Consider the following 25,288-nt stretch of genomic DNA (forward strand, 5'->3'; position numbering starts at 1 on the left):
CTTCAGACCTGTGGCGGCCGCAGACTTTCCCACACGCCTATGGCCATCAGGACGATGGTTGTTGCGATGCTGAGGGTCAGAGGCGTCGTCCACGGGACCACCAGCCACCCAGTCGCCAGCACGGCGCAGCCGACCAGCCGCGTCCAGTTGACGTGCCGCCAGATCGCCCAGCCCGCCACCGCCGTTCCCAGAAGGAACAGGATCGGCCCGCCCAGCAGCGTCAGGGCTGTGGCCATTGAGACATGACCGCTGGGATGAGCCAGCACCAGTTCATCGCTGACCGCCACCACGATGATCCCGGCGATGACCAGAATGGGCGAATAGGTATAGGCCCGTCGCGCCACACGCCCGGGATCCGCAGCGTGCATGATGGCCTCAGACGCAGATTCGTGCGCCTGGCTGAAGAACAGCCGCCACATGGCCACGGTCGACAGAATGGCCGAGATGAAGGCGGCCCAGACCTTGGCCGACGACCAGTCCAGTTCCCCGAAAGTCGCGCCGGACACCAGCAGGGTCTCGCCCAGACAGATGATGACGAACAGGCCGACGCGTTCGGCCATATGCCCGCCTTCGATGGTCCAGTCCTCGGTGCGGGACCGCCCCAGACCGGGCACGAAGAAATACAGGGCCGGAGACGCATATTCGACCGCCAGCGCCGCCAGCCAGAACCAGAGGCGCTGTTCGGGCGCAGCCAGACCGCCCGCGATCCACAGAACGGCCGATGCCGTCAGCCAGATCAGAATACGGACGGCGTTACGCCTCAGGCCCTCGTCCGCACGCATCGCCCAGACCATGAAGGCGGTGCGGCCCACCTGTATGCCGACGAAGGCGAGTGCGAACGAAAGCCCCGTCTCCTGGAAGGCGTGCGGCAGCGAGGCCGACATCACCAGCCCGATCCCCATCAGGACGAACAGCGCGGCCTGCACCGGCACAGTCTCGGGATCGAGCCAGTTGGTCATCCATGAGGTGAAGATCCAGGCCCACCACACGGCGGCCAGCAGCATCGCCGCCTGAACGGCGCCGAGCGGCGTCAGATGCGCCAGCAGTCCGTGGCTGACCTGGGTGATGGCGAAGACGAAGACCAGGTCGAAGAACAGTTCGACAAAGCCCACACGGGCATGTTCGCCCTTCACCCGTTTTCGCAACAACGACGCCATGCTCGCTCTCCCGCTTTGGAGAGCAAGGTTAGCGCGACATTCTGTCGCTGTCCCGCCGGATCAACGTCGGGACAGCAGCAGGATCAGAGGTGCAGCATGCGTCCGTAGGCGTCCAGCGCGGCTTCGTGCATGGCTTCCGACATGGTCGGGTGCGGATAGACGATGCCGTGGATGTCTTCTTCCGTCGCTTCCATGGTGATGGCGGTGACGTAGCCCTGGATCATCTCGGTGACTTCGTGGCCGATCATGTGGGCGCCGATCAGGGCGCCGGTCTTGGCGTCGAAGATGACCTTGACGAAGCCGTCGACTTCGCCTGCCGCCACGGCCTTGCCGTTCACGCGGAACGGGAAGCGGCCGATCTTGACCTCGCGGTTCTCGGCGCGGGCGGCCTGTTCGGTCACGCCGACCGAGGCGACCTGCGGCTGGGCGTAGGTGCAGCCCGCGATGGGCGAATGGACGTTCGGCGTCTTGTAGCCGGCGATGTGTTCGGCGGCGTGAATGCCTTCGTGGGACGCCTTGTGCGCCAGCCAGGGCGCGCCGGCGCAGTCGCCGATGGCGTACAGGCCCTTCACATTGGTCTGGCAATGGCTGTCGGTCTTGATGTGGCCGCGGTCCAGTTCGACGCCCAGCGCCTCCAGGCCGATGCCGTCGGTGTTGGCGGTGATGCCCACGGCCGAGATGCAGACTTCGGCCTCCAGGGTTTCGGCCTTGCCGCCGATCTCGACAGCCACGGACACGCCCTTGGCCGACTTGGTCACCTTGGTGACCTTGGCGCCGACTTTGAACTTGATGCCGCGCTTCTCGAACGACTTCTGGGCGGCCTTGGAGACCTCTTCGTCCTCCATCGGCATGATGCGGTCCACCGCCTCGACGACCGTCACCTCGGCGCCCAAGGCGCGATAGAAGCTGGCGAACTCGATGCCGATGGCGCCCGAGCCGATGACGACGAAGGTCTTGGGCAACTTCTTCGGCGCGAGGGCGTCGCGATAGGCCCAGATCCTGTCGCCATCGGCCTCCAGGCCGATCTGCGGCAAGGATCGCGCGCGTGCGCCGACCGCCAGCATGACCGTCTTGGCTTCAATGGCGCGCGTTCCGCCTGCCTTGAGCGCGACGACGACCTTGGGCGCACCAGAAGCTCCATTTGGGCCTTTTTCGAGCGTGGCCGATCCCTCGATCACCTCGATCTTGTTCTTCTTCATCAGGAAGCCGATGCCCTTGTTCATCGTCGCCGCGACACCGCGCGAGCGTTGGATGATGGCGTCGAAATCGAACGAAGCGCCCGATGCGGACAGGCCGTATTCCTTCAGGTGCGACAGGCTCTCGAACTTCTCGCCGGACTTCAGCAGGGCCTTCGTCGGGATGCAGCCCCAGTTCAGGCAGATGCCGCCCAGATTCTCGCGCTCGACGATGGCGACCTTCTGGCCAAGCTGGCTGGCGCGGATGGCGGCGACGTAACCGCCGGGGCCCGAGCCGATGACGACGAGATCGAATTCAGCAGCCATGATCAGATCAACTTCTCGATGTCGGCCTTGATGGCCGAGGGTTCAGTCTGAGGCGAATAGCGCGCGACGACGCGGCCTTCGCGGTCGGTCAGGAACTTGGTGAAGTTCCACTTGATGGCCTGAGAGCCCAGGAAGCCACGCTTCTGTCGGGTCAGCCAGGCATAGAGGGGGTGACGGTGCGGTCCGTTGACCTCCACCTTGTCGAACAGGGGGAAGGTCACATCGAAGCTGGTCGCGCAGAAGGCGGCGATCTCCGCCGCCCTGCCCGGCTCCTGGTTGCCGAACTGGTTGCAGGGGAAGCCCAGCACCTCGAACGGCGCATCCGCAAAGTCCCGGTGCAGTTTCTCCAGACCCTCATACTGGCCGGTGAAACCGCACTTGGACGCCGTATTGACGATCAGCAGCGCCTGACCGCGAAAGCGGTCCAGCGATACGTCCGTGCCGTCGATGGCGCGGGCGGAGAAGTCATAGACCGAGGTCATGACCTCACCCTCCCCTTAGGCCAGCATCGCGACGGGATCTTCGATCAACGGCTTGAACGCCTGCAGGAAGCGGGCGCCGGTCGCGCCGTCCACCACGCGGTGATCGCAGGTCAGGGTCACGGTCATGACGGTGGCCGCAACAACCTGGCCGTCCTTGATGACCGCGCGCTGTTCGCCCGCGCCTACGCTCATGATGCAGCCCTGCGGCTCATTGATGATCGAGGTGAACTGCTTGATGCCGAACATGCCCAGATTGGACACCGAGAAGGTGCCGCCCTGGAACTCTTCAGGCTTCAGCTTGCGCTCGCGGGCGCGCTTGGCCAGGTCCTTGGACTCGGTCGCGATCTGCGCCAGGCCCTTGGTTTCGGCCTTCTTGATGATCGGGGTGATCAGGCCGCCGTCGATGGCCACGGCCATGGAGACGTCGGCGTTGTGGTGCATAGCGATGCCTTCAGGCGTATAGGAAGCGTTCGCCTCCGGCACGGCCTTCAGGGCCAGAGCAGCCGCCTTGATGACGAAGTCGTTGACGGAGACCTTGATCCCCTGCGGCTCCAGCATCTTGTTGACCTTGGCGCGCACGGCCATCAGCTGATCGATTTCGACATCGATGAACAGCGGGAAGTGCGGCACGTTCTGGATGCTGTCGACCATGCGGCGGGCCACAGCCTTGCGCATGCCATCCAGCGGGATCAGGTCGTAGCTGCCGTCCGGAATGCCCATTTGCGCCAGCGATTGCGCCTTGCGGGGCTCGATGCCCGAGGTGGCGGCGGCAGCCGGGGCCGTCGACGCCACAGCAGGCTGAGCAGTCCCCTTGCCAGCGGTTTGGGGCGCGCCCTCAACGTCACGCTTGACGATGCGGCCATGCGGGCCGGTGCCCTTGATCGACTTCAGGTCAACGCCGTTCTGCGCGGCGATGCGACGGGCCAGGGGCGAGGCGAAGATGCGTTCGCCGTTCTCGGACTTCGGCGCCGCGGGCGCAGGCGCGGCGGCCTTTGTCGCCTCAGCCTTTGCCGGAGCGGCCTCAGCCTTGGGGGCGTCCTCCGTCTTGGCGGCGGGCTTGGGCGCGGCGGCCCCGCCCTCATCCTTGAGGCGCGCGATCGGCGTATTGACCTTCACATTCTCCGTGCCTTCCGGCACCAGAATGTCCGTGACTTCGCCCTCGTCCACGGCCTCGACTTCCATCGTGGCCTTGTCGGTCTCGATTTCAGCGATCACGTCGCCGGCGGAGACGACGTCGCCCACCTTCACGTGCCACTTGGCCAGAACGCCCTCCTCCATCGTCGGAGACAGAGCAGGCATCAGGATGTCGGTCATCAGGCGTTTCCTGGGGCTGGTGCAGTCGGCTCGACAATGGTGCTGACATTATCCGATTTTACGACTTCGGAGAGGCCTTCGAGAATTCTATGGTAGGCAGCCTTTTCGTCGTGGCCATGACGAACGGCGTAGCCATGCGCCATATGACGTGCAGCATAAGCCAGCAGACGACCGAAATGAATCGGATCATCAAAAGCGGGCTTGACCGCCATTACCGGCTCTTCTTTTGACCACCACATCCTCAGCAATTCTATAGCTTGAGGATCCGCTGCGACGCTGTCAGGCACCGTTAGAGTGAACTCTGCGGGGTCCGTCATGCCACCACCTGCTTAACGGCCGCGATGATCTTGTCCACGCCCGGCAGCGACAGGGCTTCCAGGTTGGCGGCGTAGGGCAGCGGCACGTCTTCCTGGTGCACACGCAGCGGCGGGGCGTCCAGATAGTCGAAGGCGTGTTCGATCACGCGGGCCACAACCTCGGCGCCCACGCCCATCGGACCCCAGCCCTCTTCGGCCGAGACCAGACGGTTGGTCTTCTTGACGCTTTCGACGATGGTTTCATGGTCCAGCGGACGCAGGGTGCGCAGGTCGATGACCTCGGCCTCGATGCCCTCTTCGGCCAGCTTCTCAGCGGCCTGCAGGGCAAAGCCGACCATGCGGGCGTGCGCCGTGATGGTGACGTCCTTGCCTTCGCGACGGACCTTGGCCTTGCCGATGGGCAGGACGTAGTCGTCGACTTCCGGCACGTCGAACTCGGTGCCGTACAGCATCTCGTGTTCGAGGAAGACGATCGGGTTCGGATCGCGGATGGCGGCTTTCAGCAGGCCCTTGGCGTCAGCGGCGTCATAGGGCGCGATGACCTTCAGGCCCGGAACCTGGGCGTACCAGGCGGAATAGTCCTGGCTGTGCTGGGCGCCGACGCGGCTGGCCGCGCCGTTCGGGCCGCGGAAGACGATGTCCGCGCGGATCTGGCCGCCCGACATATACAGGGTCTTGGCCGCCGAGTTGATGATGTGGTCAATCGCCTGCATGGCGAAGTTGAACGTCATGAACTCGACGATGGGCTTCAGGCCCGACATGGCGGCGCCGACGCCCAGACCGGCAAAGCCGTGCTCGGTGATCGGCGTGTCCACGACGCGGCGTTCGCCGAATTCCTGCAGCAGTTCGCGGCTGACCTTGTAGGCGCCCTGATACTGGGCGACTTCCTCGCCGATCAGGAAGACGCGGTCATCACGACGCATTTCCTCGGCCATGGCGTCGCGCAGGGCGTCGCGCACGGTCGTCTTGACCAGCTTGGCGTCGGCCGGGATTTCCGGATCGCGCAGTTCGACCTTAGGCGTCGAGGTCTGCTGAGGCGCCTTTTCGGGATCGCCCGTCTTTCCTTCAGCCGTCGCCGCCGGGACGTCAGCCTTGGGTGCAGGCGCCGCAGCGCCGTCCTCACCGGCCAGACGCGCGATCGGCGTGTTGACCTTCACGTTCTCAGAACCCTCGGGGACGAGGATTTCCAGAACTTCGCCTTCATCGACGGCTTCGACTTCCATCGTCGCCTTGTCGGTTTCAATCTCGGCGATCACCTGGCCAGCCGATACGCTGTCGCCGGCCTTGATGTGCCATTTGGTCAGCGTGCCCTCTTCCATCGTGGGGGACAGCGCCGGCATCAGAATGTCGGTCACGGATCAGGCCTCCACGTAGACGTCAGTATAGAGCTCGGACGGATCCGGCTCAGGGCTTTCCTGTGCGAACTGCACAGACTCGGCGACAATCGCCTTGATCTCGTTGTCGATGACCTTCAGCTCTTCCTCGGTCGCGTTGGCGGCGGCGAGCAGCAGCTTGATGTGATCGATGGGATCGCGGGTCTTCTTGACCTCGTCCACCTCTTCCTTGGTGCGATATTTCGCCGGGTCGGACATCGAGTGGCCGCGATAGCGGTAGGTCTTCACTTCCAGAATATAGGGTCCGCCGCCTTCGCGGGCGCGCTTCACAGCGCGCGCGGTGGCGTCACGCACGGCCAGCACGTCCATGCCGTCGACCTGCTCGCCCGGGATGCCGAAGCTGGCGCCGCGCATATAGAGCTCGGTCGTGGACGACGAGCGGTCGATGCTCGTGCCCATGGCGTACTGGTTGTTCTCGATGATGTAGATGGCCGGCAGCTTCCACAGCTGCGCCATGTTGAAGCTTTCGTACACCTGACCCTGGTTCGAAGCGCCGTCGCCGAAATAGACGAAGGCGACCGAGTCATCGCCGCGGTACTTGCCCGCGAACGCCAAGCCAGTGCCCAGCGCGACCTGGGCGCCGACGATGCCGTGACCGCCGTAGAAGCCGGTCGGCACGTCGAACATGTGCATCGAACCGCCCTTGCCCTTCGACGAGCCGCCGATGCGGCCGGTCAGTTCGGCCATGACTTCCTTCGGGTCCATGCCGGCAGCCAGCATGTGGCCGTGGTCACGGTAGCCCGTGATGATCTTGTCGTGGCCCTGTTTGACGCTTTCCTGAACGCCCACAGCGACCGCTTCCTGGCCGATGTACAGGTGGCAGAAGCCGCCGATCAGACCCATGCCGTACAGTTGGCCTGCACGTTCCTCGAAACGGCGGATCAGCACCATTTCGCGGTAGAAACGAAGGAGGTCTTCCTTCGACGCCGTCGGCGTATTTGGTATTTTGTCAGGCGCGTTGGTCTGAGCGTTCTTGGCAGGGGCTTTCGCCATCCGGCATCTCCCGGCTAGGCGCCAGTGGCGACGCCTTACTTATCGTTACGGAAGGGGGCTTTAGCAGCCTTCCTTCCCGGAACGCAAAGGGGTGCGATGCCGCCTGTAACAATAGTTCAAGTATTGACTGACGATCAGCCTTGGACGGTTTGCGCCGGAATGCGGATCACATAGTCGCGCGGATCGGAAAAACCGATCACAGCGCGCGCGCGCTCTTCAAGAAGATCTTTTGAAAGACTGTCGGTCCGCAGGTAGCGGACGCGCGTCTCCAGGTCGCGACGCTGCTCAGTCAGATGCGCCAGTTGTTCAGCGCGCTGGGTCAGCAACGCATCCCGCGAGGCGCCGCTCAACAGGCCGCGCTCCCCCGTGAGGGCCTGCACGCCGAGATACGCGAACAGAAGCAGCAGGACGATGGAGGTACGGTACGGTTTCATCCGTTCAGGCACAGCAGACGCTCCTTCTGAGCGCGAAAACACAGTTCACGAACTGTGGCTGACAATGCCTAACAAATTGTAGCTTGACGGTAAGAAGGTCGGTGGAGAACGCTGATTCTCCACCGACAATTCAAAGACCTATTTCAGCAGCATGCCGTCGCCGAAATAGACGGCCTGGTCGCCCAGCATTTCCTCCAGGCGCAGCAGCTGGTTGTATTTGGCCACCCGGTCCGAGCGGGCCAGCGAACCGGTCTTGATCTGTCCGCAGTTGGTGGCGACGGCCAGATCGGCGATGGTGGAGTCTTCAGTCTCGCCCGAGCGATGGCTCATCACGGCGGTGTAGCCCGCGCGCTGCGCCATATCGACGGCGTCTAGCGTCTCGGACAGGGTGCCGATCTGGTTGACCTTGATCAGGATCGAGTTGGCCAGGCCTTCGCCGATGCCCGCAGCCAGACGCGCCGGGTTGGTCACGAACAGGTCGTCGCCGACCAGTTGGACGCGATCGCCCAGACGCTCCGTCAGCAGGCGCCAGCCGTCAAAGTCGTCTTCGGCCATGCCGTCCTCGATCGAGACGATCGGGAAACGCTCGCACAGGTCGACCAGATAGGCGGCCATGCCCTCGGCGTCGACGGTCTTGCCCTCGCCCGCCATGATGTATTTGCCGTCCTTGAAGAACTCGGTCGAGGCGACATCCAGACCCAGGTGGAAGTCTTCACCGGCCAGATAGCCAGCCGCCTGGCCAGCCTTGGTGATGAAGCTCAGCGCCTCATCGGCCGAAGCCAGATTGGGGGCGAAGCCGCCTTCGTCGCCGACGTTGGTGTTGTGGCCCGCGTCCTTCAGCTGCTTCTTCAGCGCGTGGAAGATCTCCGTGCCCATGCGCAGGGCTTCCGAGAAGGTTTCCGCGCCGGTCGGCAGGATCATGAACTCCTGAATGTCGATCGGATTGTCGGCATGGGCGCCGCCGTTGATGATGTTCATCATCGGGGTCGGCAGGACGCGGGCCGAGACGCCGCCGATATAGCGGTGCAGCGGCAGGCCGGCCGAGATGGCGCTGGCCTTGGCCGCGGCGAGCGACACGCCCAGGATGGCGTTGGCGCCCAGACGACCCTTGTTGGCCGTGCCGTCCAGATTGATCATCGCCTCGTCCAGACGGCGTTGGTCCTCGGCGTCCATGCCTGACAGGGCGTCGAAGATTTCGCCGTTAACGGCATCGACCGCCTTCTGGACGCCCTTGCCGCCCCAGACGTCCTTGTCGCCGTCGCGCAGTTCAACCGCCTCGTGCGCGCCAGTCGAGGCGCCCGACGGCACGGCGGCACGGCCGAAGGAGCCGTCATCCAGGATCACATCGACCTCGACCGTCGGATTGCCCCGGCTATCGAGGATCTGGCGGGCGACGATGTCGGCGATATCAGTCATGGCTCGGTTCTTTGGCTCAGGGCGGATGAAAGTTGCGAGGGGTTTAGCCGCCTACCTGCGAAACGCCAATGGCTGCACCCGCCTGGGCCGGTAACAGGTTGCTACCTAACCGCAGTTTTCGACCAGTTGGATCGACGGATCGCCTGCATGAACCCGCGAGACGAGGCCGTCCTTGCCCACCTCGTAGCGAATTCCGCGCGCCGCCGGATCGACGACGTAGGCGGTCGAACGTCCCCTGGCCCAGGCGAACAGGTCCTCGGCCGGCGCCGGGTCATATTTGGCGGGCTGGGCGAAGACGGCGCCGCCGTAGGCCTGTTTGATCGCGATGCCGCTGTCGCCGACGCCAAAGCCGCGATCCGTCTTCACGGACGAGCCCTGGCCCAAGGTGATTCGCGTCAGGCGGCCGTCCTGCAGCATTACGTCCACGCCATCAGGCGCCTTGTCGAGGTGATAGACCTGGCAAGTCATCGGCTCGCTGACGACGGCGTTTGCGCCCCAGACTGTCGCGACCTCAGCCGCCGTCATGCCGATTCGCACCGCGCCCAGTCCATCGGCTGTCAGGGCCGTTCCAACGGCAGGCGCCGTTGCAGGCGCGCTGGCGGCGCCGGACGAAACCGCTTCGCCGGGCTTCTCTCCACGGTCGCAGGCGGCAAGGGTGAGAAGCGCCACAGCGCTGACAGCAGCGAAACGAATCATCAGGCGACGTCTCCGAAAAAAGCTTCGCCGTGCAGAACGCACGAAAACGGCGCGCGGATCACCGCGCGCCGTTAAAATCGTCATCCGATCATGATCGGAAGGCCGTGAAAGACCTAGTCTTCCTTCGGCGTCAGAACCTGACGACCGCGGTACGTGCCGCTTTTCAGGTCGATGTGGTGCGGGCGCTTCAGCTCGCCGGTGTCCTTGTCCTCAACGTACACGTTGGAGGTCAGGGCATCGTGGGCGCGGCGCATGTTGCGACGCGAGGGAGATACTTTGCGCTTCGGAACGGCCATGTCCGTCTCAATCTTCTAAGTCGGGCGCCGCCCAGAGCCGAAGCCTGTCTAGCGCGAAAACAATAGCGGCGGCTCCAACCCTTCGTAGTGAAGAACGGGGGACCGCCACGCGAGGCGCGGCTTATGCATGAAGTGGCGGGCGATTTCAAGGCGTATAAGCAGCTCAAGATCAGGGAAGCTTCAGCAGGCGATCATCGCCGTCTCAGCCACCTCAAATCCTGCCGCCCGACCCTTGGCCGTCGCCCGCTTTTGTCCGTCAACTGACCTGCAAGGCGTCCGCCACCGCCTCCCCGATCGCCAGCGAACTGGTCAGGCCGGGGCTCTCAATGCCGAACAAAGCCATCAGGCCGTCGATGCCGTGATGCTCGCGCCCATGAAGCTGGAAATCCGGCTGCGGCTCGCCCGGCCCATGCAGCTTAGGCCGAATGCCTGCATAGTCGGGCGTCAGGGCGCCTTCGGGCAGAGCAGGCCAGAAGCGGCGTATATAGGCGGCGAACTCATCGGCCTTCGCCGGATCGACCGAATAATCCTCAGTCTTGACATAGACGAGGTCGGGGCCGAACACGGCCTGCCCGCCCAGATCCTTGCGGTAATGGGTGCCCAGCGCGCCGGGAATCGGCGGCGGATAGATCAGGCGATTGAACGGCGCCTTGCCGACCAGTCGGAAATAGACGCCCTTGCCCAGATGGCGCGGCGGAATGTCGACGGCGGGATAGCCCGCGATGCTGGCGGCGACCGCCTGTGATGACAGGCCGGGCGCTGTGACCAGAAGGCGGCTGGACACCTCCATCGCCCCCTCCCCGCCGACATGGACCTTGAAGCCGCCGCCCGCCAACGGCTCGGCACCCTCGAACGGGGCGGAGATCACGACCGATCCGCCTGCATCCTCGATCTCGCCCTGCAGGGCCAGCATATAGCCGTGACTGTCGAACAGGCCGCTCTCGGGCGACAGGATGGCGGCGTGGGCGTTCAGTTCAGGCTCCAGCGCCCGCGCCTGGGCGCCGGTCAGATGCTCCAGCCCCTCGACGCCGTTGGCTGTCGCCTGTTCGAAGATGGCTTCGATCCGCGCGACCTCCGATTCCTGCGTCGCCACGACCAGCTTGCCGCATTTCCAGTGATCGATCTTGTGGCTGGCCAGGAACGCATAAAGAGCCCGCCGCCCTTCGACGCAGAACTGCGCCTTCAGCGAGCCGGTCGGATAATAGAGGCCGCCGTGGATGACCTCGGAATTGCGCGAAGAAACGCCCTGGCCGATATGGCCGTCCTTCTCCAGCACCAGAACCGTCAGGCCTCGTTTCGATAAGGCGCGTCCGCAAGCCAGGCCCACCGCGCCTGCGCCCACAACGACCGCATCGAAATCAAAGCTCATTTCGGCCCGTACCTCCGCTTCGCCTCAGCCTCGAAACAGCCGATCAGCTTGCTGACCGCCAGATCGAAGTTCGCCTGGAGCATGACATCCAGCATCTTCGATTTGAAGGCGAAGTCGATCATGAACTCCAACCGCGTTCCGTCTGGATGCGGAAAGAACTCCCAGCGGTTCTTCAGATGCTTGAACGGCCCGCGCAGCAGGCCGACCTCGACCTTGGGCGCATTACGGTCATGCCGAACCCAGGTGGAGAAGCGCTCCTTCAGGAAGGCGAAGCCGACGCCCGCCTCGGCGTCGACGATCGTAACGCCCTCGCCCTCTGCCCGGTCGTTCCAGACGCGCATGGACGTCACCCACGGCACAAAGTCCGGATAGGCGCGAATGTCGGCGACCAGATCGGCAAGCTGATCCGGCGCATACGGAAGGATGCGCGTGACGCGATGGACAGCCATTCCGGGTTTAGCGCTTCAGTTGCGCCTCGCGCGCAGACTTCAACCGGGCGAAGTCGTCGCCGGCGTGGTGCGACGAACGCGTCAGCGGGCTGGACGACACCATCAGGAAGCCCTTGGCGCGTGCAATCGCCTCATAGGCCTTGAACTCTTCGGGCGTGACGAAGCGGTCGATGGCGGCGTGCTTTCGGGTTGGCTGCAGGTACTGGCCGATGGTGATGAAGTCGACGCCGGCGGACCGCATATCGTCCATCACCTGCATGACCTCTTCCTTGGTCTCGCCCAGGCCGACCATGATGCCGGACTTGGTGAACTGGTTGGGGTCGCGCTCCTTGACCATCTGCAGCAGGCGCAGGGAGTGGAAGTAGCGGGCGCCGGGCCTGATTTTCAGATACAGGCGCGGAACGGTTTCAAGGTTGTGGTTGAAGACGTCCGGCTTGGCGTCGATCATCACTTCGGCCGCGCCATCTTTGCGCAGGAAGTCCGGCGTCAGAATCTCGATTGTGGTGCCCGGCGCCTGGATGCGAATCTGGCGCACTACCTCGGCGAAGTGGGCGGCGCCGCCGTCCGCCACATCGTCGCGGTCGACCGACGTGATGACGACGTGGTTCAGCCCCATCTGCTGCACGGCCAGACCGACCTTGCCCGGTTCTTCCGGGTCCAGCGGCTGAGGCAGGCCCGTCTTGACGTTGCAGAAGGCGCAGGCCCGCGTGCAGGTGTCACCCATGATCATCAGGGTGGCGTGCTTCTGGCTCCAGCACTCGCCGATGTTCGGGCAGGCCGCCTCTTCACAGACCGTCACCAGGCCCTTGGAGCGGACGATGTCCTTGGTGGCGTTGTACTGGCCCGAGCCGGGCGCCTTCACGCGCAGCCAGTCGGGTTTCTTCAGAACCACCGTCTCCGGACGGTTCTGCTTCTCCGGGTGACGGAGTTCGGAGGGCTTGCGCTGCAAGGTGTCGATCAGGGTGACCATGGCCGGTATTTCGGACTTCAAAGCCGTTTAGGCAAGCCAAACCCGGTTACAGATATGCCGCAGGCGTGATCTGGCCTTGGAACTCACGGCGCGTAACATATCTTTTCAACATGACGCGGCGTCATTAATGACAGATGCCCGAACAACAGAGAGGGCCGGTGGCGCCCTCCGTAGGAGACGCGTTTGCGCCAGGCTCTGGATCCCTCGCTGTACGAAGCCTCTTTGATCGACGCCCTGATCGAGGCCCGCTCAAGGTTCGGCGACAAGGAAATCCTTGAAGATCAGGACAGGCACCCCCTCACCTACACCGGCCTTATCCGCGCCGCCTTCGTCCTGGGACGCAAGATCGCCAACATGACGGAAAAGGGGGATCGGGTCGCGATCCTGCTGCCGTCGTCGATGGGCGTGGTCGTCACCTTCTTCGGCCTGCACGCCCATGGACGCGTGCCGGTGATGCTGAACTTCACGGCGGGCGAGACCAATCTGAAGGCCGCCATCAAGGCGTCAGGCGTCAAGAAGGTGCTGACGGCCAAGCGCTTCATCGAACAGGCCAAGCTGGACGATCTGGTCAAGGAGCTTTCGACCGTCGCAGAGGTCGTCTGGCTGGACGATGTGCGCAAGACCATTGGTCTGGCCGACAAGCTCTATGGCCTGGCCGCAGGCGCGGCGCCCAAGCGGTTCCGCGTCAAGACCGACCCGGATGCGCCGGGCGTTGTGCTGTTCACCTCCGGCAGTTTCGGCACGCCCAAGGGCGTGGTGCTGAGCCAGAAGAACCTGGTCGCCAATGCACGCCAGGTCGCCGCCCACATCGACCTGAAGCCGGACTGGGTGATGTTCAACCCGCTGCCGACCTTCCACTGTTTCGGCCTGACCGGCGGGGTCATCCTGCCCCTGCTGCAAGGGTTGAAGGCCTTCCAGTATCCGTCGCCGCTGCACGCCAAGCAGATCACTGACCTGTTGCCCAAGGTGAAGGCGTCGATCCTGTTCGCGACCGACACCTTCCTCAGCCAATACGCCCGCGTCGCCGAACCCGACGACTTCGCCACCTTGAAGTTCGCCGTCGCCGGGGCGGAGAAGGTGCGCGAGGAGACGCGCAACCTGTTCAACACCAAGTTCGGCGGCGTCGAGCTGCTGGAAGGCTATGGCGCGACCGAAGCTTCACCCGTCATCGCCGTGAACCATCCCGACTATAATGCGCCGGGCACCGTGGGTCAGATCCTGCCGGGCATTGAGTGGAAACTGGAGACGGTGGACGGCATCAATGCGGGCGGCCGCCTGCTGCTCAAGGGGCCCAATGTCATGAGCGGCTATGTCACCCAGGCCGAGCCTTTGGCCTGGGATCCGGTCGGCGACGAATGGCTGGACACCGGCGACATCGTCGATGTCGATGAAGAGGGCTATGTCACCATCAAGGGCCGCGCCAAGCGTTTCGCCAAGATCGGCGGCGAGATGGTGTCCCTGACGGCAGTGGAGGGCATCGCCGGGGCCGTCTGGCCGGAACAACGCCACGCCGTCATCTCCATCCCCGACAGCCGCAAGGGCGAGAAACTGGTTCTGGTCACCGACCATGCCGAAGCCGAGGTCGCCCCGCTGGCCGAATGGGCGCGCAACAACGGCGCGCCCGAACTGATCGTGCCCAAGAAGATCGTCAAGGTCGCCGAGGTGCCGGTCCTGGGCACCGGCAAGACGGACTATGTCGCCATCCAGAAAATGGTCGAGACCGACAAGGCGGCCTGAGCCGTCTGCGCGTGCGGATCAGCCGATCCGCACGCCCGTCATCGAAATCGACCCGCCGTCGATGCTGTCGTTGAAGAAGGCCACGGGCTCGCCCGGTTCCTGCTGCGCGGCGACATAGAGGACCGGCAGATAGTGTTCGTCCGTCGGCACGCTCATTTGCGCGTCTTCCGCCAGGCCGACCCAGTTGATCAGGGCCTCATGGTCACCGCGTTCGAAGGCGTGCTTCACCGCCTCGTTGAAGCTGGTCGCCCAGCCATAGGGTTCGGCGCCCGGCTCGCGTTTCCAGGTCCGCAGATTGTGAACGAAGTCGCCCGATCCGGCGATGACGACGCCTTCATCGCGCAACGGTCTCAGCGCCCTGGCCAGTTCGTAATGCTGGCGCGCCGTCAGGTCGCGATTCAGCGACAGTTGAACGACCGGCACGTCCGCCTCTGGCCAAACGTGAACCAGCACGGACCATGTCCCGTGATCCAGTCCCCATTGCTGAGTCTGAACGGCGCCCGTCAGTTGCGCCACCCGCGCCGCCAGCTGTGGCGACCCCGGCGCTGGATACTGCACATCATGAAGCGCCTGCGGGAAGCCGCCGAAATCATGGATGGTCTCAGGCCGTTCCTGCGCAGTGACGCCCAGACCGCGCGTCTCCCAGTGAGCGGACACCATGACCACGCCAGTCGGCTTTCCAACGGACAGGCCCAGTTCGCGCCACGCATCTGCAAATGGCCCGCCCAGCGCATTCATCGGCGAACCATGGCCGAAGAAGACAGCCGGTTGACGCGTCGCCCCGCCGTTCGAAGCTGCGCTATGGACTTGCCCGGCAGTCATGGTTTGAAACTCCATCCAATGCAGTGACTATTAGTCACCACTACAGTTCCAGATTTGGGAGCTGATGCATCGCAGATCAAGAGCTCTCTTGCCGATCCGAAACTTCAAATGGACACACCGCGTCATAGAAGCCCAGGCTCGCAGGCGCCGTCAGCCCGCGTCGTGCGTGGAATCGATGCTCGACCAACATGGCCTGCTGTTCGATGTTCAAGCCCTCCCACCGGCAGGTGTCGTCGGCGGCATAGGTGTAGCTGGCGATGCTGTCGCCCGCCTTAAGCTTGGCGAACAGCAGGTTCACCCCCTGCTGCGCCTGCCAGACATGGGTCAGTTCGTGCACCAGCACCCCCTGCACGCCCAGGGCCGCCGATGCGAAATCCTCAACCAAAGCCCGCGCAGGCCAGACGATCCAGTCCCGCCCAAACCAGCGTCCGGCGACGAACGCCCGCGCGAACGGCCAGCCGATCAGCCGCACGGTGTCCAGACGGACGGCGTCGCCGAACGCCTCACGCGCCAGCGCGGCCTCGCCATCGGTCAGGGCGCGAACGTGTCGTCCCACGGTTTCACATACTCCCAGTGCCAGGGTTCAAAGACATAGGGCACGAAACCGAAACGCCCCGCATTGGCGACCAGCCAGCGATAGGTGGCTGTGCGGCTCATGTGCTGACGGCTGGCGACGGCGGTGGAATCGACGCCCATGCCTTGAAACTGCCCCACATACAGATCGACCGCCGTGCCTGTGCGGTGCGGCGAACAGACGGCGCGGCGCAGGCCGTCGCAGTTCCGATCCTGTGCGCACCGCGCAGCGTCCGCCTCCGGGTCGCGGAAGCCGGAGAAGATCTGCAGCAGCTCCGGATCGGCCGCTGCCTCTGGAACCTCCGTCCGCGCCGCTGCGGCCAGTCGGCGATAGGCGTCCAGGACATCACGCCTCAACAGCCGCGTCAGACGGTCCGCATGTTCCTCCGACGCCACCAGATAGCCCAGTTGATTGATCGGCGGCGGCTCGGGACATTCCTGACGCAGGCGCGCCATCACGAAGGGGCGGCGTTCCTGCCATACGCCGCGGAACACCTGGAAGGTCGCGGCGTCGAACACGCCCGTGGGCGGCAAGCCGTAGGTCTGCTGGAAGGCGGCCAGCCGCGTGGCGAAGATTGGCGTGCCCGGGCCGCAATCCGTGCCGATCTCCTGCTGGATCAGCGGCAGATAGGTCTCCCATCCCCACTCAGCGGCGCCGAACGGCGCCCATTCCAGCGTGTAGAAGGAGGCGGCGTTGGCCAGTCCCTGCTCGTTCCAGTCGCCGGTGTCGGCGTGGCAGGGACCAGAGGCCCGCGCGCCGCCCGCCGCCGTCAGCGCAAGCCCAAGGATCAGAAACGCAATCAGACTTCGCAACATGGTCTAAGGAAGCCTCAAGCCGCTGGTTCCGACAAGTCCGAATGCCTGACCTGTGATCGCACAAGTCCCGGTGCAAGCTTCATCAATCGCTGGCATGGTGACGCGCGGCCGACTCGCGCCGCGCCGTTTCGGAACGACGCATGTCGACCGCCCCTGCGACGACCGCCCCCCGGCGCTCCAACGCCGTGCTGGCCGCCTTTTCCGGCCCCTGCCTGCCATTGGCGGCGTTCGGCGTCGCCCTGCCCGTCACCCTGCCCGAGTTCTACGCCACCCATGTCGGGTTGGAGCTGGGCGTCGTCGCCGCCGTCTTCATGGCCGTGCGCCTGATCGACATCGTGTTCGACCCCTTCATCGGCTGGGGCATGGACAGGACCAAGACCCGCTTCGGCCGCTATCGCCCGTGGATGGCGATTTCGACGCCCATTCTAATGCTGTCGGCCTTCATGATGTTTGTCGTGGTTCAGCCCGGCGCAGGCCCGGCCTATCTGTTTGGCTGGCTGTTGGTCCTGTACCTCGGCTTTTCCATCGGCACCCTGGGCCAACTGGGTTGGGCGGCGGTTTTGGCGCCCCAGTATGATCAGCGCAGCCGCGTCTATGGCTGGTGGCAGGTGTTCAACATCATCGGCGTCATCCTGATCCTGGTCCTGCCGACAGTCGTGGTTCAGACCGGCATCGGCGACTATGCCGACGGCGTGCGGATCATGGGTTGGGCCATTCTGATCGCCCTGCCCCTGACCGTCGGCCTGGCCATGTTCGCTGTGCCTGAGCCGGTCAATGCAGGCCAGCAGCCGCATGGCGGCGCCAGCGCCTATCTGAACCTTCTGACGATGCCGACCGTGCGCAAGCTGCTGATCGCAGATCTGCTGCTGGGCGTGGCGCCGGGCATCACCGGCTCGCTGCTGTTCTTCTTCTTCGGCCAGATCAAGGGCTATGACCACAGCCAGGCCGGCCTGTTCATGCTGTGCTATTTCATCGCCGGCCTGTGCGGCGCGCCCATCTGGGCCTGGCTGGCCACCAAGGTCGGCAAGGACAAGGCCCTGGCCATCGCCAGCCTGATCTTCGCAGTCCTCTACATCGGCGCGACGCTTGTGCCCGGCGGCAATTTCGTTGTGACCGCCATCGTCATGTTCATCGCGGGCCTGCCCTATGCAGCGGGCCTGTTCCTGCTGCGCGCCATGATGGCGGACGCGGGCGACGAGGTGCGGCTGGAGACCGGCGTGGACCGCACCGGCCTGATGTTCTCGGTCCTGTCCGCGACGACCAAGATCGGGCACGTCGTGGCCCTGATCCCCTACCTCATCCTTCAATGGGTTGGGTTCAAGGCGCTGCCGGGACCAGAGGGCAACAGCGAGTTCTCGCTTGTGACCCTGCAGATACTGTTCATTCTGGTTCCCGGCCTGCTGCTGGCCGCCGCCGCACTGGTGCTGAAGGGCTATCCGTTGACGCCCAAGCGTCACGATGAAATCCGACTCGCCCTGGAAGCCCGTGATGGAGCGCAGTCTTGAGGCCTATCGACCGCCTGCTGGGCATCATGGAGACCCTGCGCGACCCGGACGGCGGCTGCCCCTGGGACATTGAGCAGACCTTCGCCACCATCGCCCCCTACACCATCGAAGAAGCCTATGAGGTCGCCGACGCCATCGAGCGCAACGACCTGACAGAGTTGAAAGGCGAACTGGGCGACCTGCTGTTCCAGGTCGTGTTTCACGCCCGCATGGCCGAGGAACAGGGGCTGTTCGCCTTTGACGACGTGGTGACCGCGATTTCCGAAAAGCTGGAACGTCGCCACCCTCATGTCTTCGGCGAAGAGGCTCAACGATCCTCGAAAGAACAGACCGTCGCCTGGGAGGTCATAAAGGCCGCCGAGCGAAAGGACCGCCAGAAGCCCGGCGTGCTGGACGACGTGCCTGTGGGCCTGCCCGCCCTGACCCGCGCGGCCAAGCTGACGAAACGCGCGGGCCGTGTCGGCTTCGACTGGCCCTCGACCGACGAGGTGTTCGACAAGCTGGCGGAAGAGGTCGAGGAACTGCGCGTCGAGATCGCGGCTGGCGACAAGGCCAAGGCGCGCGAGGAATTGGGCGACCTGCTGTTCGTCGTCGCCAATCTGGCCCGCAAGCTGGATGTGGAGCCCGAAGACGCCCTGCGCGCCGCCAACGCCAAGTTCGTCCGCCGTTTCGGCTTCATCGAGACGGAACTGGCCAGGGATGGGCGCACGCCCGACCAATCGACACTGGAAGAAATGGATCGCCTCTGGGACGCCGCAAAGGTCGCAGAGAAGACCGCCGCAAAGAACTGAGCGCCGCGCGTGACCTACGACCTTATCATTTTCGACTATGACGGCGTCGTCGCCGACAGCGAGCTTCTGACCAGCACCATCATGGCGGAACAGCTCACCGCGCTGGGACTGCCGACCACGCTGGACGAGGTGTTGAGCGAATATGTCGGGCGGCGCTGGCGCGACAACCGCGCCCTGGTCGAGGCGCGGCACGGACGGCCCTGCCCGGATGAGTTCCATGTCAACTATTCGCGTATTTCCCGAGCGCGCGCCCAGTCTGAAATGGAGCCGGTGCCCGGCCTCATCGACTTTCTGAACAGCCGGACCGAAACCCGCTGCATCGCCTCATCCAGCGGACCGGACTGGCTTTCGCTGGGGCTGGACCGGTTCGGCCTGTCCGAGATGTTCGCCGACCGGGTCTATAGCGCCGCCCTGCACGTCGATCGCGGCAAACCCCACCCCGACGTCTTCCTCTATGCGGCCAAAGCGCTGGGTGTCGATCCGGCGCGGACGCTTGTGATCGAGGACAGCGAGGCGGGGGTGCAGGCGGCCCTGTCCGCCGGCATGACGGTCGTCGGGCTGACGGCGGGCGGCCATGTGCGCGAGGGTCTGGCCCAACGACTGACGGCCAAGGGCGCGCACCATGTGGCCGACAGCTATGACGCCGTCGCCGCCTTCATGGATCGCTGATCCTCACAGATAGCGGATTTCCTGCAGGTCCACTTCACGGATCATGCGACGTGCGGTGACTTCGTCGATCTGACGCAGGCGCATCAGGCGGCCCAGCTCCGACCGTTCCGCCGCCAGCCCCGCCAGCCACAGTTCACGCTCGACCCGGTCGATCTTGCGCGTCACGGCGGCGTCGTCCTCCGCGCCATGCGTGTGGGTCTCGATGCGGCGGCGATAGACCTCCATGATCCGGCTGGCGACCTCGGCATAGAGGTCAGGATCGGGCTTGCTCTCGGCCATGGCGTGTGAGGCGTCTTCGATGGCGCGCAGAGCGGCGGATGCGGCGGCGACCCTGCACCGGTCCTCCTCCACCTCATGGGACGGTTCAGGCGGCAGTTCGACATTCTGCAGCAGACGCGGCAGAGCGATGGTCGCCACCAGCAGCGAGACGATGATCACGCCGGCCGCAAGAAAGATCGCCAGATTGCGCGATGGCAGCAACGTGCCGTCCGCCACGAAGAACGGCAGGGTCAGTATGCCCGCCAGCGTGATCGCGCCGCGCACGCCCGCCAACGACATCACCATGGTCAGACGCAGGCCCACCTTGGGTTGCGGGCCTCTGTGTCGACGGCGAAACAGCGTCAGCTTCAGCGACGTCCACACCCAGATGAAGCGAAGCGCCGCCAGCGCGGCCACGATGGCGAAGACATAGACCGCCAGCCACCAGATTTCAGGACGGCTGGTCCCGGCCACCACCTCCGCCGCACGCGCCATGATCGACGGCATCTGCTCGCCCAGGATCACGAAGATGAAGCCGTTGGCGACAAACTGAACCGTGTCCCAGACAACGCCGCGCCGGATGCGGGTCATGGCCAGCGACTGGTTTCCGCCCACACCGCCGCGCTCGGTGAAGCTCATGGTGATCCCGGCGGCCACAGCGGCCAGAATGCCCGAAGCATTCAGCTCTTCCGCCACCAGATAGGCCGCGAACGGAATAAGCAGGCTGATCAGAACCTGGGCGCCCGCATCCTCGCCCCAGCGCTTGTTGACCCAGTTCTTGGCCCAGCTGATCGCCATGGTGACCAGAACGCCGACCGCGACGCCCGCCACCGCCAGCCAGGCGAAAGTCCCGATCGCGTGACCGATGGAGAAGGCGCCCGTCGTCGCCGCGATCACCGCAATCCGCATGCAGGTCAGGCCGCTCGCGTCGTTCAGCAGCGACTCGCCCTCCAGAATATGCATCAGCCGCTTGGGGATGGGCGCCCGCGCGGCGATGGCCTTCACTGCGATAGGGTCGGTCGGCGACAGGATGGCGGCCAGGGCGAAGGCCACCGGCAGCGGCATCTCCGGGATCATCCACCAGATCAGGAAGCCCAGGCCAACGACCGTGAACAGCACCAGCCCCAGCGCCAGCTCCAGGATCACCGCCCGGTCCCGGAACAGCGCCTCCTTGGGAATGCGCCAGCCATCCAGAAACAGCAGCGGCGGCAGGAAAAGCAGGAAGAAGACATCCGGCTCCAGATCCACCGTGCTGCCGGTGATCAGCACCAGCGACGCGCCCAGACCGATCTGCACCAGAGGCAGGGCGATCCGTGTGATCTTGGCGATCGAGCCCGACACCACAACGGCCAGAAGCAGCAGCAGCACAGTCTCGATCAGATGCATGTGTCAGTCGACCAGGTCGGGATAAAGCCGCTCGAAACGCCCGAGCGCCGCAGGGTGCAGCCGCACCGTGACATGAGTGCGGCCATCGTCGTCGGTATCGCGGAACGTCACCCGCCCATGCTCATACAGCCAGGCCAACGCCTCGCCCTGTTCAGGGGCCAGAATCATCCGCGTCTCGGGGTCGTCGTCGATCAGTCCCGCGATGGTTTCGCGCAGAGGCTCGAGCCCTTCGCCCGTCCAGGCGGACACGGCGACCGCCTCGCCTTCCTTCGCCAGACGTTCGGCCTGACCGAGAACGGCCTCGCGCGCCTCCTCGTCCAGCAGATCGATCTTGTTCCAGACCTCCAGCACGCGGCGGGTCTTGCCCTCCGGCGTCTCGATCTGTTTCAGCACCGCTTCGACATCCTTGGCCTGGGCGTCGCTGTCGGCGGAGGCGATGTCGCGGACATGCAGGATCAGATCGGCCTCACCGACCTCTTCCAGCGTGGCGCGGAAGCTTTCGACCAGTTCGTGCGGCAGATCGGAGATGAAGCCGACGGTGTCCGCCACAATGGCCGGTCGGCCCTGCGGCAGCCGGATCGTGCGCTGGGTCGTGTCCAGCGTGGCGAACAACAGATCCTTGGCGAAGACCTCTGATCCCGTCAGCCTGTTGAACAGGGTCGACTTGCCCGCATTGGTGTAGCCCACCAGGGCGATGGTCGGGAACGGGACCTTCTGGCGCTGCTTGCGGTGCAGGCCACGCGTGCGGCGCACCTCTTCCAGTTCAGCCTTCAGTTTGACGATACGGTCGGCGATCAGGCGTCGGTCCAGCTCGATCTGGGTTTCGCCTGGCCCCCCGGTCGATCCGGTGCCGCCGCGCTGGCGCTCAAGGTGGGTCCAGGTCCGCACCAGACGCGAACGCTCGTAGTCCAGCCGCGCCAGTTCGACCTGCAGGCGGCCTTCCTTGGTCCGCGCGCGGCGGCCGAAGATTTCCAGGATCAGGCCGGTGCGGTCGATGACCTTCACCTCCCACGCCTTTTCCAGATTGCGTTGCTGCACCGGGGTCAGGGCGTCATCGATGATGGCCACATCGGCCTCGGCGGCGCGCATCAGGGCGGCCAGTTCCTCGACCTTGCCGGTTCCGAACAGGGTGGCGGGCGTCACCTTGCGCACGCGCACGATCTCCTCGCCCTGGATGTCCAGATCGAGGGCGCGGGCAAGGCCGGTTGCCTCCTCCAGCCGTTCTTCGGCCAGACGAGGCGATTCCGACCGTCCGTCGGGGTGGATGACGACCGCCCGCTGAACGGGGGCGGCGTGATCAATAAGCTTTTGGGTCAATCAGTCTTCTTCGGCGTCGGGCTCGTACAGTTGCACGGGCGCGGACGGCATGATGGTGGAGATGGCGTGCTTGTACACCAACTGGGACTGGCCATCGCGGCGCAGCAGCACACAGAAGTTGTCGAACCAGGTCACGATGCCCTGCAACTTGACTCCATTGACCAGGAAGATGGTCAGCGGCGTCTTGGTCTTGCGGACCGAGTTGAGGAAGGTGTCCTGAAGGTTCTGACGTTTGTCTTGCGACATGGCAGGTTGTTCCTGTTCTTTGTTGTTCGTCGCCGGTTAGCCGGCGCGAGGCCGGAACGGCCGAAGGCGACCTTAAACGCCGTCTCCCCGCTCGGGCAACGGCCTAAATGGCGTCTCTTCGCGCCTGTTCAAGATAAAGGGCGCGCAGGCGGGTCGTGATCGGCCCGGGCTTGCCGTCCCCGATCCTGGCCCCGTCAATCGATATGGCGGGCGTGACGAAGGCGCCTGCGGCGGTGAAGAAGGCCTCGCGGGCGCGCTTTGCCTCATCGACGCTGAAGGCGCGTTCGTCCAGTTCGACGCCATGTTCGGCGATCAGCGCCATCAGGCTGGTGCGGGTGCAGCCCTTCAGGATGTTGGCCTGTACATCGCGCGTACGCAGCTTGCCGTGTTCATCGACGATCCAGGCGTTGGTCGAGGCCCCCTCGGTCACCAGCCCCATGTCATCGACCATCCACGCCTCATAGGCGCCCGCCTCCCGCGCCGCCTGTTTGGCCAGGACGTTGGGCAGCAGCCCCACCGTCTTGATGTCGCAACGCCCCCAGCGGATGTCCGGCTGCGTCAGGACGGCGACGCCCTTCAGCGCCTGGGCCTCGCCGCGTGACAGATTGACCGACTTGGCGGTGACGATGACGCTGGGCGGCGTGTCGGCGGCCGGAAACGGGTGGTCGCGCCGCGCCGTGCCGCGCGTGACCTGCAGATAGACCAGGCCGTTGCGCACGCGGTTGCGCCGGATCGTCTCACGCAGCACCTGCGTCAGGGCTGCGACCGACATGGGGATGGCGATCCGCAGTGCAGTCAGGCTGCGATGCAGCCGTGTCATATGTCCGTCGAAATCCGCCAGCCTGCCGTCGAACACCGCCCAGACCTCATAGACGCCGTCGGCGAACTGGAAGCCGCGATCCTCGATGTGGACCACGGCCTCCCCATGTGGGCTGTAGCTGCCGTTCACATAGGCGACGCGTGACATCAGGCCGGTTCGTCCTCTTCACCGCCCCGTGCAGGCGACACGCCCAGCGACTTCAGCTTGCGGTGCAGGGCGGACCGCTCCATGCCGATGAAGGCGGCGGTGCGCGAGATATTGCCGCCGAAACGCATGATCTGGGCCGCCAGATACTCCCGCTCGAACACCTCGCGCGCCTCACGCAACGGCAGGGCGATGGTGCGTTCCGCGCCCAGCGACGGCGTGGCACCGTTCGAGGTGGCCACCTCCTGCGGCAGCATGTCGGCGGTGATCGTTTCGTTGGGATCGCCGGTCGCCAGGATCAGCAGGCGTTCGATGTTGTTGCGCAGTTGGCGGATGTTGCCCGGCCAGGGGTGAACCTGCAGGACCGCCACGGCGTCGTCGCCGACGACCCGCTTGGGCAGGCCTTGCGCCGCGCTGATGGTGTCCACGAAATATTCGACCAGTTCAGCAATATCCTCGCGGCGCTCCGACAGGGCCGGAACCCGGATCGGCACAACGTTCAGGCGGTGGAACAGGTCTTCGCGGAACTTGCCCTCGGCGATTTCGGCCTTCAGGTCGCGCGAGGTCGAGGTGACCACACGCACATCGACCTGGACATCCTGCTCGCCGCCGACGCGCCGGAACCGCTGATCGACCAGAACCCGCAGGATGCGGCTCTGGCTTTCGCGCGGCATGTCGCTGATCTCGTCCAGATACAGGGTGCCGTTATGGGCGCGCTCGAACACGCCGATCTTGCTGGGGCGGCCGTCCTGGCCTTCCTCGCCGAACAGTTCGAGATCCAGACGTTCCGGCGTCATTCCGGCGGCGGAAATGGCCACGAACTCGGCGCGGGCACGGGGGCTGCCCTCGTGAATCTGGCGCGCTACAAGCTCCTTGCCCGAACCTGCCGGACCGGAGATCAGAACCCGGCTGTTGGCCTGGGCCACTTTTGCGATCGTGCTGCGCAGAGCCTGAGCCGCCTGAGAGCGCCCGATCAGGCCCGACGGCGTCATGGTTGCGGCGCGCAGACGCCGGTTCTCACGACGCAGGCTGGCGGCCTCGATGGCGCGTTCGACCACCACGACCAGCCGATCCGACTTGAAGGGCTTTTCGATGAAGTCATAGGCGCCACGCTTCAGCGCCGTCACCGCCGTCTCGATATTACCGTGACCAGAGATCATCACGACCGGCAGATCAGGGTCGATCTCCTTGACGACTTCAAGCAACTCCAGCCCGTCAAGGCCGCCGCCCTGCATCCAGATGTCCAGAATGGCCAGCGAAGGCTTGCGCGCTCGAATGGCCGCCAGGGCCTCGTCGGAGTTGGCGGCCACGCGCACGGCGTGCCCCTCGTCCTCCAGAAGGCCGGACACCAGATCGCGGATGTCAGCCTCATCATCGACGACCAGAATGTCGGAACCAGTAGGTCGCATCTTGCC

The 25,288-nt window shown here is 64.8% G+C and carries 26 protein-coding genes; 4 read left to right on the plus strand and 22 right to left on the minus strand.

The genetic code is table 11. From position 1 onward, the window contains the following. Positions 1–2 precede the first annotated feature (2 nt). The 14 genes from KWG56_RS06080 to lipA form a co-directional block, all read right to left on the minus strand. A complete protein-coding gene (locus KWG56_RS06080) occupies positions 3–1,157 on the minus strand; it encodes a low temperature requirement protein A (protein ID WP_219354111.1) in 1,155 nt (384 codons plus the stop codon). A gap of 83 nt (positions 1,158–1,240) precedes the next feature. Beyond that, on the minus strand, positions 1,241–2,659 hold the full coding sequence (gene lpdA, locus KWG56_RS06085; RefSeq protein ID WP_219354112.1) for a dihydrolipoyl dehydrogenase: 1,419 nt from the start codon (positions 2,657–2,659) through the stop codon (positions 1,241–1,243). Between the two features lie 2 nt (positions 2,660–2,661). Then, positions 2,662–3,141, minus strand: coding sequence for a glutathione peroxidase (locus KWG56_RS06090; RefSeq protein WP_219354113.1), 480 nt, complete (start codon positions 3,139–3,141; stop codon positions 2,662–2,664). A gap of 15 nt (positions 3,142–3,156) precedes the next feature. Further along, a complete protein-coding gene (locus tag KWG56_RS06095; protein WP_219354114.1) occupies positions 3,157–4,455 on the minus strand; it encodes a pyruvate dehydrogenase complex dihydrolipoamide acetyltransferase in 1,299 nt (432 codons plus the stop codon). Beyond that, the gene (locus KWG56_RS06100; RefSeq protein WP_219354115.1) at positions 4,455–4,772 is read right to left on the minus strand and encodes a DUF5076 domain-containing protein; all 318 of its coding nucleotides are present in this window, start codon (positions 4,770–4,772) and stop codon (positions 4,455–4,457) included. Before KWG56_RS06100 ends, KWG56_RS06095 begins: the two co-directional genes overlap by 1 nt. Further along, positions 4,769–6,127 (minus strand): pyruvate dehydrogenase complex E1 component subunit beta, encoded by a 1,359-nt coding sequence (locus tag KWG56_RS06105; RefSeq protein ID WP_201097459.1) that lies wholly within the window; start codon positions 6,125–6,127, stop codon positions 4,769–4,771. The genes KWG56_RS06100 and KWG56_RS06105 overlap by 4 nt, the downstream gene beginning before the upstream one ends. 3 nt (positions 6,128–6,130) lie before the next feature. Then, the gene (pdhA, locus tag KWG56_RS06110) at positions 6,131–7,159 is read right to left on the minus strand and encodes a pyruvate dehydrogenase (acetyl-transferring) E1 component subunit alpha (protein WP_201097461.1); all 1,029 of its coding nucleotides are present in this window, start codon (positions 7,157–7,159) and stop codon (positions 6,131–6,133) included. Between the two features lie 134 nt (positions 7,160–7,293). After that, positions 7,294–7,593: an FtsB family cell division protein gene (locus KWG56_RS06115; RefSeq protein ID WP_201098172.1), complete on the minus strand. Its 300-nt coding sequence runs from the start codon at positions 7,591–7,593 to the stop codon at positions 7,294–7,296. Positions 7,594–7,731: 138 nt separating this feature from the next. Further along, complete coding sequence (eno, locus tag KWG56_RS06120; protein WP_201097463.1) at positions 7,732–9,009, minus strand: phosphopyruvate hydratase; 1,278 nt, start codon at positions 9,007–9,009, stop codon at positions 7,732–7,734. A 105-nt stretch (positions 9,010–9,114) separates the two neighbouring features. Then, complete coding sequence (locus tag KWG56_RS06125) at positions 9,115–9,705, minus strand: hypothetical protein (RefSeq protein ID WP_219354116.1); 591 nt, start codon at positions 9,703–9,705, stop codon at positions 9,115–9,117. Between the two features lie 113 nt (positions 9,706–9,818). Next, on the minus strand, positions 9,819–10,001 hold the full coding sequence (gene rpmF / locus KWG56_RS06130; RefSeq protein WP_201097467.1) for a 50S ribosomal protein L32: 183 nt from the start codon (positions 9,999–10,001) through the stop codon (positions 9,819–9,821). Positions 10,002–10,257: 256 nt separating this feature from the next. Further along, entirely contained in the window at positions 10,258–11,370 is a 1,113-nt protein-coding gene (locus KWG56_RS06135; RefSeq protein WP_219354117.1) for an NAD(P)/FAD-dependent oxidoreductase, read from the minus strand. Next, entirely contained in the window at positions 11,367–11,819 is a 453-nt protein-coding gene (locus KWG56_RS06140; protein WP_201097471.1) for a type II toxin-antitoxin system RatA family toxin, read from the minus strand. The genes KWG56_RS06135 and KWG56_RS06140 overlap by 4 nt, the downstream gene beginning before the upstream one ends. A 7-nt stretch (positions 11,820–11,826) precedes the next feature. Then, positions 11,827–12,789, minus strand: a complete 963-nt coding sequence (gene lipA / locus KWG56_RS06145) for a lipoyl synthase (protein WP_219354118.1) — start codon at positions 12,787–12,789, stop codon at positions 11,827–11,829. Positions 12,790–12,972: 183 nt separating this feature from the next. On the opposite strand from lipA, the gene KWG56_RS06150 reads away from it, so the two are divergent. Further along, positions 12,973–14,526, plus strand: coding sequence for an AMP-binding protein (locus KWG56_RS06150; protein ID WP_201097475.1), 1,554 nt, complete (start codon positions 12,973–12,975; stop codon positions 14,524–14,526). A gap of 18 nt (positions 14,527–14,544) precedes the next feature. Here KWG56_RS06150 and ygiD read toward each other — a convergent pair whose 3' ends face one another. The 3 genes from ygiD to KWG56_RS06165 all read right to left on the minus strand — a co-directional run bounded on the left by ygiD (position 14,545) and on the right by KWG56_RS06165 (position 16,737). Continuing rightward, positions 14,545–15,348, minus strand: a complete 804-nt coding sequence (gene ygiD / locus KWG56_RS06155; protein ID WP_219354119.1) for a 4,5-DOPA-extradiol-dioxygenase — start codon at positions 15,346–15,348, stop codon at positions 14,545–14,547. A gap of 76 nt (positions 15,349–15,424) precedes the next feature. Then, positions 15,425–15,904, minus strand: a complete 480-nt coding sequence (locus KWG56_RS06160) for a hypothetical protein (RefSeq protein WP_244999665.1) — start codon at positions 15,902–15,904, stop codon at positions 15,425–15,427. After that, positions 15,880–16,737 (minus strand): D-alanyl-D-alanine carboxypeptidase family protein, encoded by an 858-nt coding sequence (locus KWG56_RS06165; protein WP_219354120.1) that lies wholly within the window; start codon positions 16,735–16,737, stop codon positions 15,880–15,882. Before KWG56_RS06165 ends, KWG56_RS06160 begins: the two co-directional genes overlap by 25 nt. Positions 16,738–16,877: 140 nt before the next feature. On the opposite strand from KWG56_RS06165, the gene KWG56_RS06170 reads away from it, so the two are divergent. From KWG56_RS06170 to KWG56_RS06180, 3 genes are read left to right on the plus strand one after another with little or no spacing between them, the layout of a single operon-like run. After that, a complete protein-coding gene (locus KWG56_RS06170; protein WP_219354121.1) occupies positions 16,878–18,242 on the plus strand; it encodes an MFS transporter in 1,365 nt (454 codons plus the stop codon). After that, the gene (gene mazG / locus KWG56_RS06175; protein WP_280638404.1) at positions 18,239–19,033 is read left to right on the plus strand and encodes a nucleoside triphosphate pyrophosphohydrolase; all 795 of its coding nucleotides are present in this window, start codon (positions 18,239–18,241) and stop codon (positions 19,031–19,033) included. Before KWG56_RS06170 ends, mazG begins: the two co-directional genes overlap by 4 nt. 9 nt (positions 19,034–19,042) lie before the next feature. Continuing rightward, entirely contained in the window at positions 19,043–19,702 is a 660-nt protein-coding gene (locus KWG56_RS06180; RefSeq protein WP_219354122.1) for an HAD family hydrolase, read from the plus strand. 3 nt (positions 19,703–19,705) lie between these two features. On the opposite strand, the gene KWG56_RS06185 is transcribed toward KWG56_RS06180, so the two are convergent. From KWG56_RS06185 to ntrX, 5 genes are all read right to left on the minus strand, one after another. Beyond that, the gene (locus tag KWG56_RS06185; protein ID WP_219354123.1) at positions 19,706–21,346 is read right to left on the minus strand and encodes a Na+/H+ antiporter; all 1,641 of its coding nucleotides are present in this window, start codon (positions 21,344–21,346) and stop codon (positions 19,706–19,708) included. 3 nt (positions 21,347–21,349) lie between these two features. Next, a complete protein-coding gene (hflX, locus tag KWG56_RS06190; RefSeq protein ID WP_219354124.1) occupies positions 21,350–22,663 on the minus strand; it encodes a GTPase HflX in 1,314 nt (437 codons plus the stop codon). Next, positions 22,664–22,909 (minus strand): RNA chaperone Hfq, encoded by a 246-nt coding sequence (gene hfq, locus KWG56_RS06195; protein ID WP_003164861.1) that lies wholly within the window; start codon positions 22,907–22,909, stop codon positions 22,664–22,666. A 103-nt stretch (positions 22,910–23,012) separates the two neighbouring features. Beyond that, positions 23,013–23,876, minus strand: coding sequence for a D-amino-acid transaminase (locus tag KWG56_RS06200; RefSeq protein ID WP_201097491.1), 864 nt, complete (start codon positions 23,874–23,876; stop codon positions 23,013–23,015). Further along, a complete protein-coding gene (gene ntrX, locus KWG56_RS06205; RefSeq protein ID WP_201097493.1) occupies positions 23,876–25,282 on the minus strand; it encodes a nitrogen assimilation response regulator NtrX in 1,407 nt (468 codons plus the stop codon). The genes KWG56_RS06200 and ntrX overlap by 1 nt, the downstream gene beginning before the upstream one ends. Positions 25,283–25,288: the final 6 nt, after the last annotated feature.

Source organism: Brevundimonas nasdae, from assembly GCF_019395145.1.
GTDB classification, from domain to species: Bacteria; Pseudomonadota; Alphaproteobacteria; order Caulobacterales; family Caulobacteraceae; genus Brevundimonas; species Brevundimonas nasdae.

What these genes read in the sequence shown, in the direction of transcription:
- lpdA (WP_219354112.1), bottom strand. Translation starts at nt 2,659, where the DNA reads ATGGCTGCTGAATTCGATCTCGTCGTCATCGGCTCGGGCCCCGGCGGT.
- KWG56_RS06135 (WP_219354117.1), bottom strand. Translation starts at nt 11,370, where the DNA reads ATGAGCTTTGATTTCGATGCGGTCGTTGTGGGCGCAGGCGCGGTGGGC.
- KWG56_RS06100 (WP_219354115.1), bottom strand. Translation starts at nt 4,772, where the DNA reads ATGACGGACCCCGCAGAGTTCACTCTAACGGTGCCTGACAGCGTCGCA.
- hfq (WP_003164861.1), bottom strand. Translation starts at nt 22,909, where the DNA reads ATGTCGCAAGACAAACGTCAGAACCTTCAGGACACCTTCCTCAACTCG.
- KWG56_RS06090 (WP_219354113.1), bottom strand. Translation starts at nt 3,141, where the DNA reads ATGACCTCGGTCTATGACTTCTCCGCCCGCGCCATCGACGGCACGGAC.
- eno (WP_201097463.1), bottom strand. Translation starts at nt 9,009, where the DNA reads ATGACTGATATCGCCGACATCGTCGCCCGCCAGATCCTCGATAGCCGG.
- KWG56_RS06115 (WP_201098172.1), bottom strand. Translation starts at nt 7,593, where the DNA reads ATGAAACCGTACCGTACCTCCATCGTCCTGCTGCTTCTGTTCGCGTAT.
- KWG56_RS06185 (WP_219354123.1), bottom strand. Translation starts at nt 21,346, where the DNA reads ATGCATCTGATCGAGACTGTGCTGCTGCTGCTTCTGGCCGTTGTGGTG.
- KWG56_RS06170 (WP_219354121.1), top strand. Translation starts at nt 16,878, where the DNA reads ATGTCGACCGCCCCTGCGACGACCGCCCCCCGGCGCTCCAACGCCGTG.
- ygiD (WP_219354119.1), bottom strand. Translation starts at nt 15,348, where the DNA reads ATGACTGCCGGGCAAGTCCATAGCGCAGCTTCGAACGGCGGGGCGACG.
- rpmF (WP_201097467.1), bottom strand. Translation starts at nt 10,001, where the DNA reads ATGGCCGTTCCGAAGCGCAAAGTATCTCCCTCGCGTCGCAACATGCGC.
- KWG56_RS06095 (WP_219354114.1), bottom strand. Translation starts at nt 4,455, where the DNA reads ATGACCGACATCCTGATGCCTGCTCTGTCTCCGACGATGGAGGAGGGC.
- ntrX (WP_201097493.1), bottom strand. Translation starts at nt 25,282, where the DNA reads ATGCGACCTACTGGTTCCGACATTCTGGTCGTCGATGATGAGGCTGAC.
- KWG56_RS06080 (WP_219354111.1), bottom strand. Translation starts at nt 1,157, where the DNA reads ATGGCGTCGTTGTTGCGAAAACGGGTGAAGGGCGAACATGCCCGTGTG.
- pdhA (WP_201097461.1), bottom strand. Translation starts at nt 7,159, where the DNA reads ATGGCGAAAGCCCCTGCCAAGAACGCTCAGACCAACGCGCCTGACAAA.
- KWG56_RS06165 (WP_219354120.1), bottom strand. Translation starts at nt 16,737, where the DNA reads ATGTTGCGAAGTCTGATTGCGTTTCTGATCCTTGGGCTTGCGCTGACG.
- lipA (WP_219354118.1), bottom strand. Translation starts at nt 12,789, where the DNA reads ATGGTCACCCTGATCGACACCTTGCAGCGCAAGCCCTCCGAACTCCGT.
- KWG56_RS06200 (WP_201097491.1), bottom strand. Translation starts at nt 23,876, where the DNA reads ATGTCACGCGTCGCCTATGTGAACGGCAGCTACAGCCCACATGGGGAG.
- KWG56_RS06140 (WP_201097471.1), bottom strand. Translation starts at nt 11,819, where the DNA reads ATGGCTGTCCATCGCGTCACGCGCATCCTTCCGTATGCGCCGGATCAG.
- KWG56_RS06125 (WP_219354116.1), bottom strand. Translation starts at nt 9,705, where the DNA reads ATGATTCGTTTCGCTGCTGTCAGCGCTGTGGCGCTTCTCACCCTTGCC.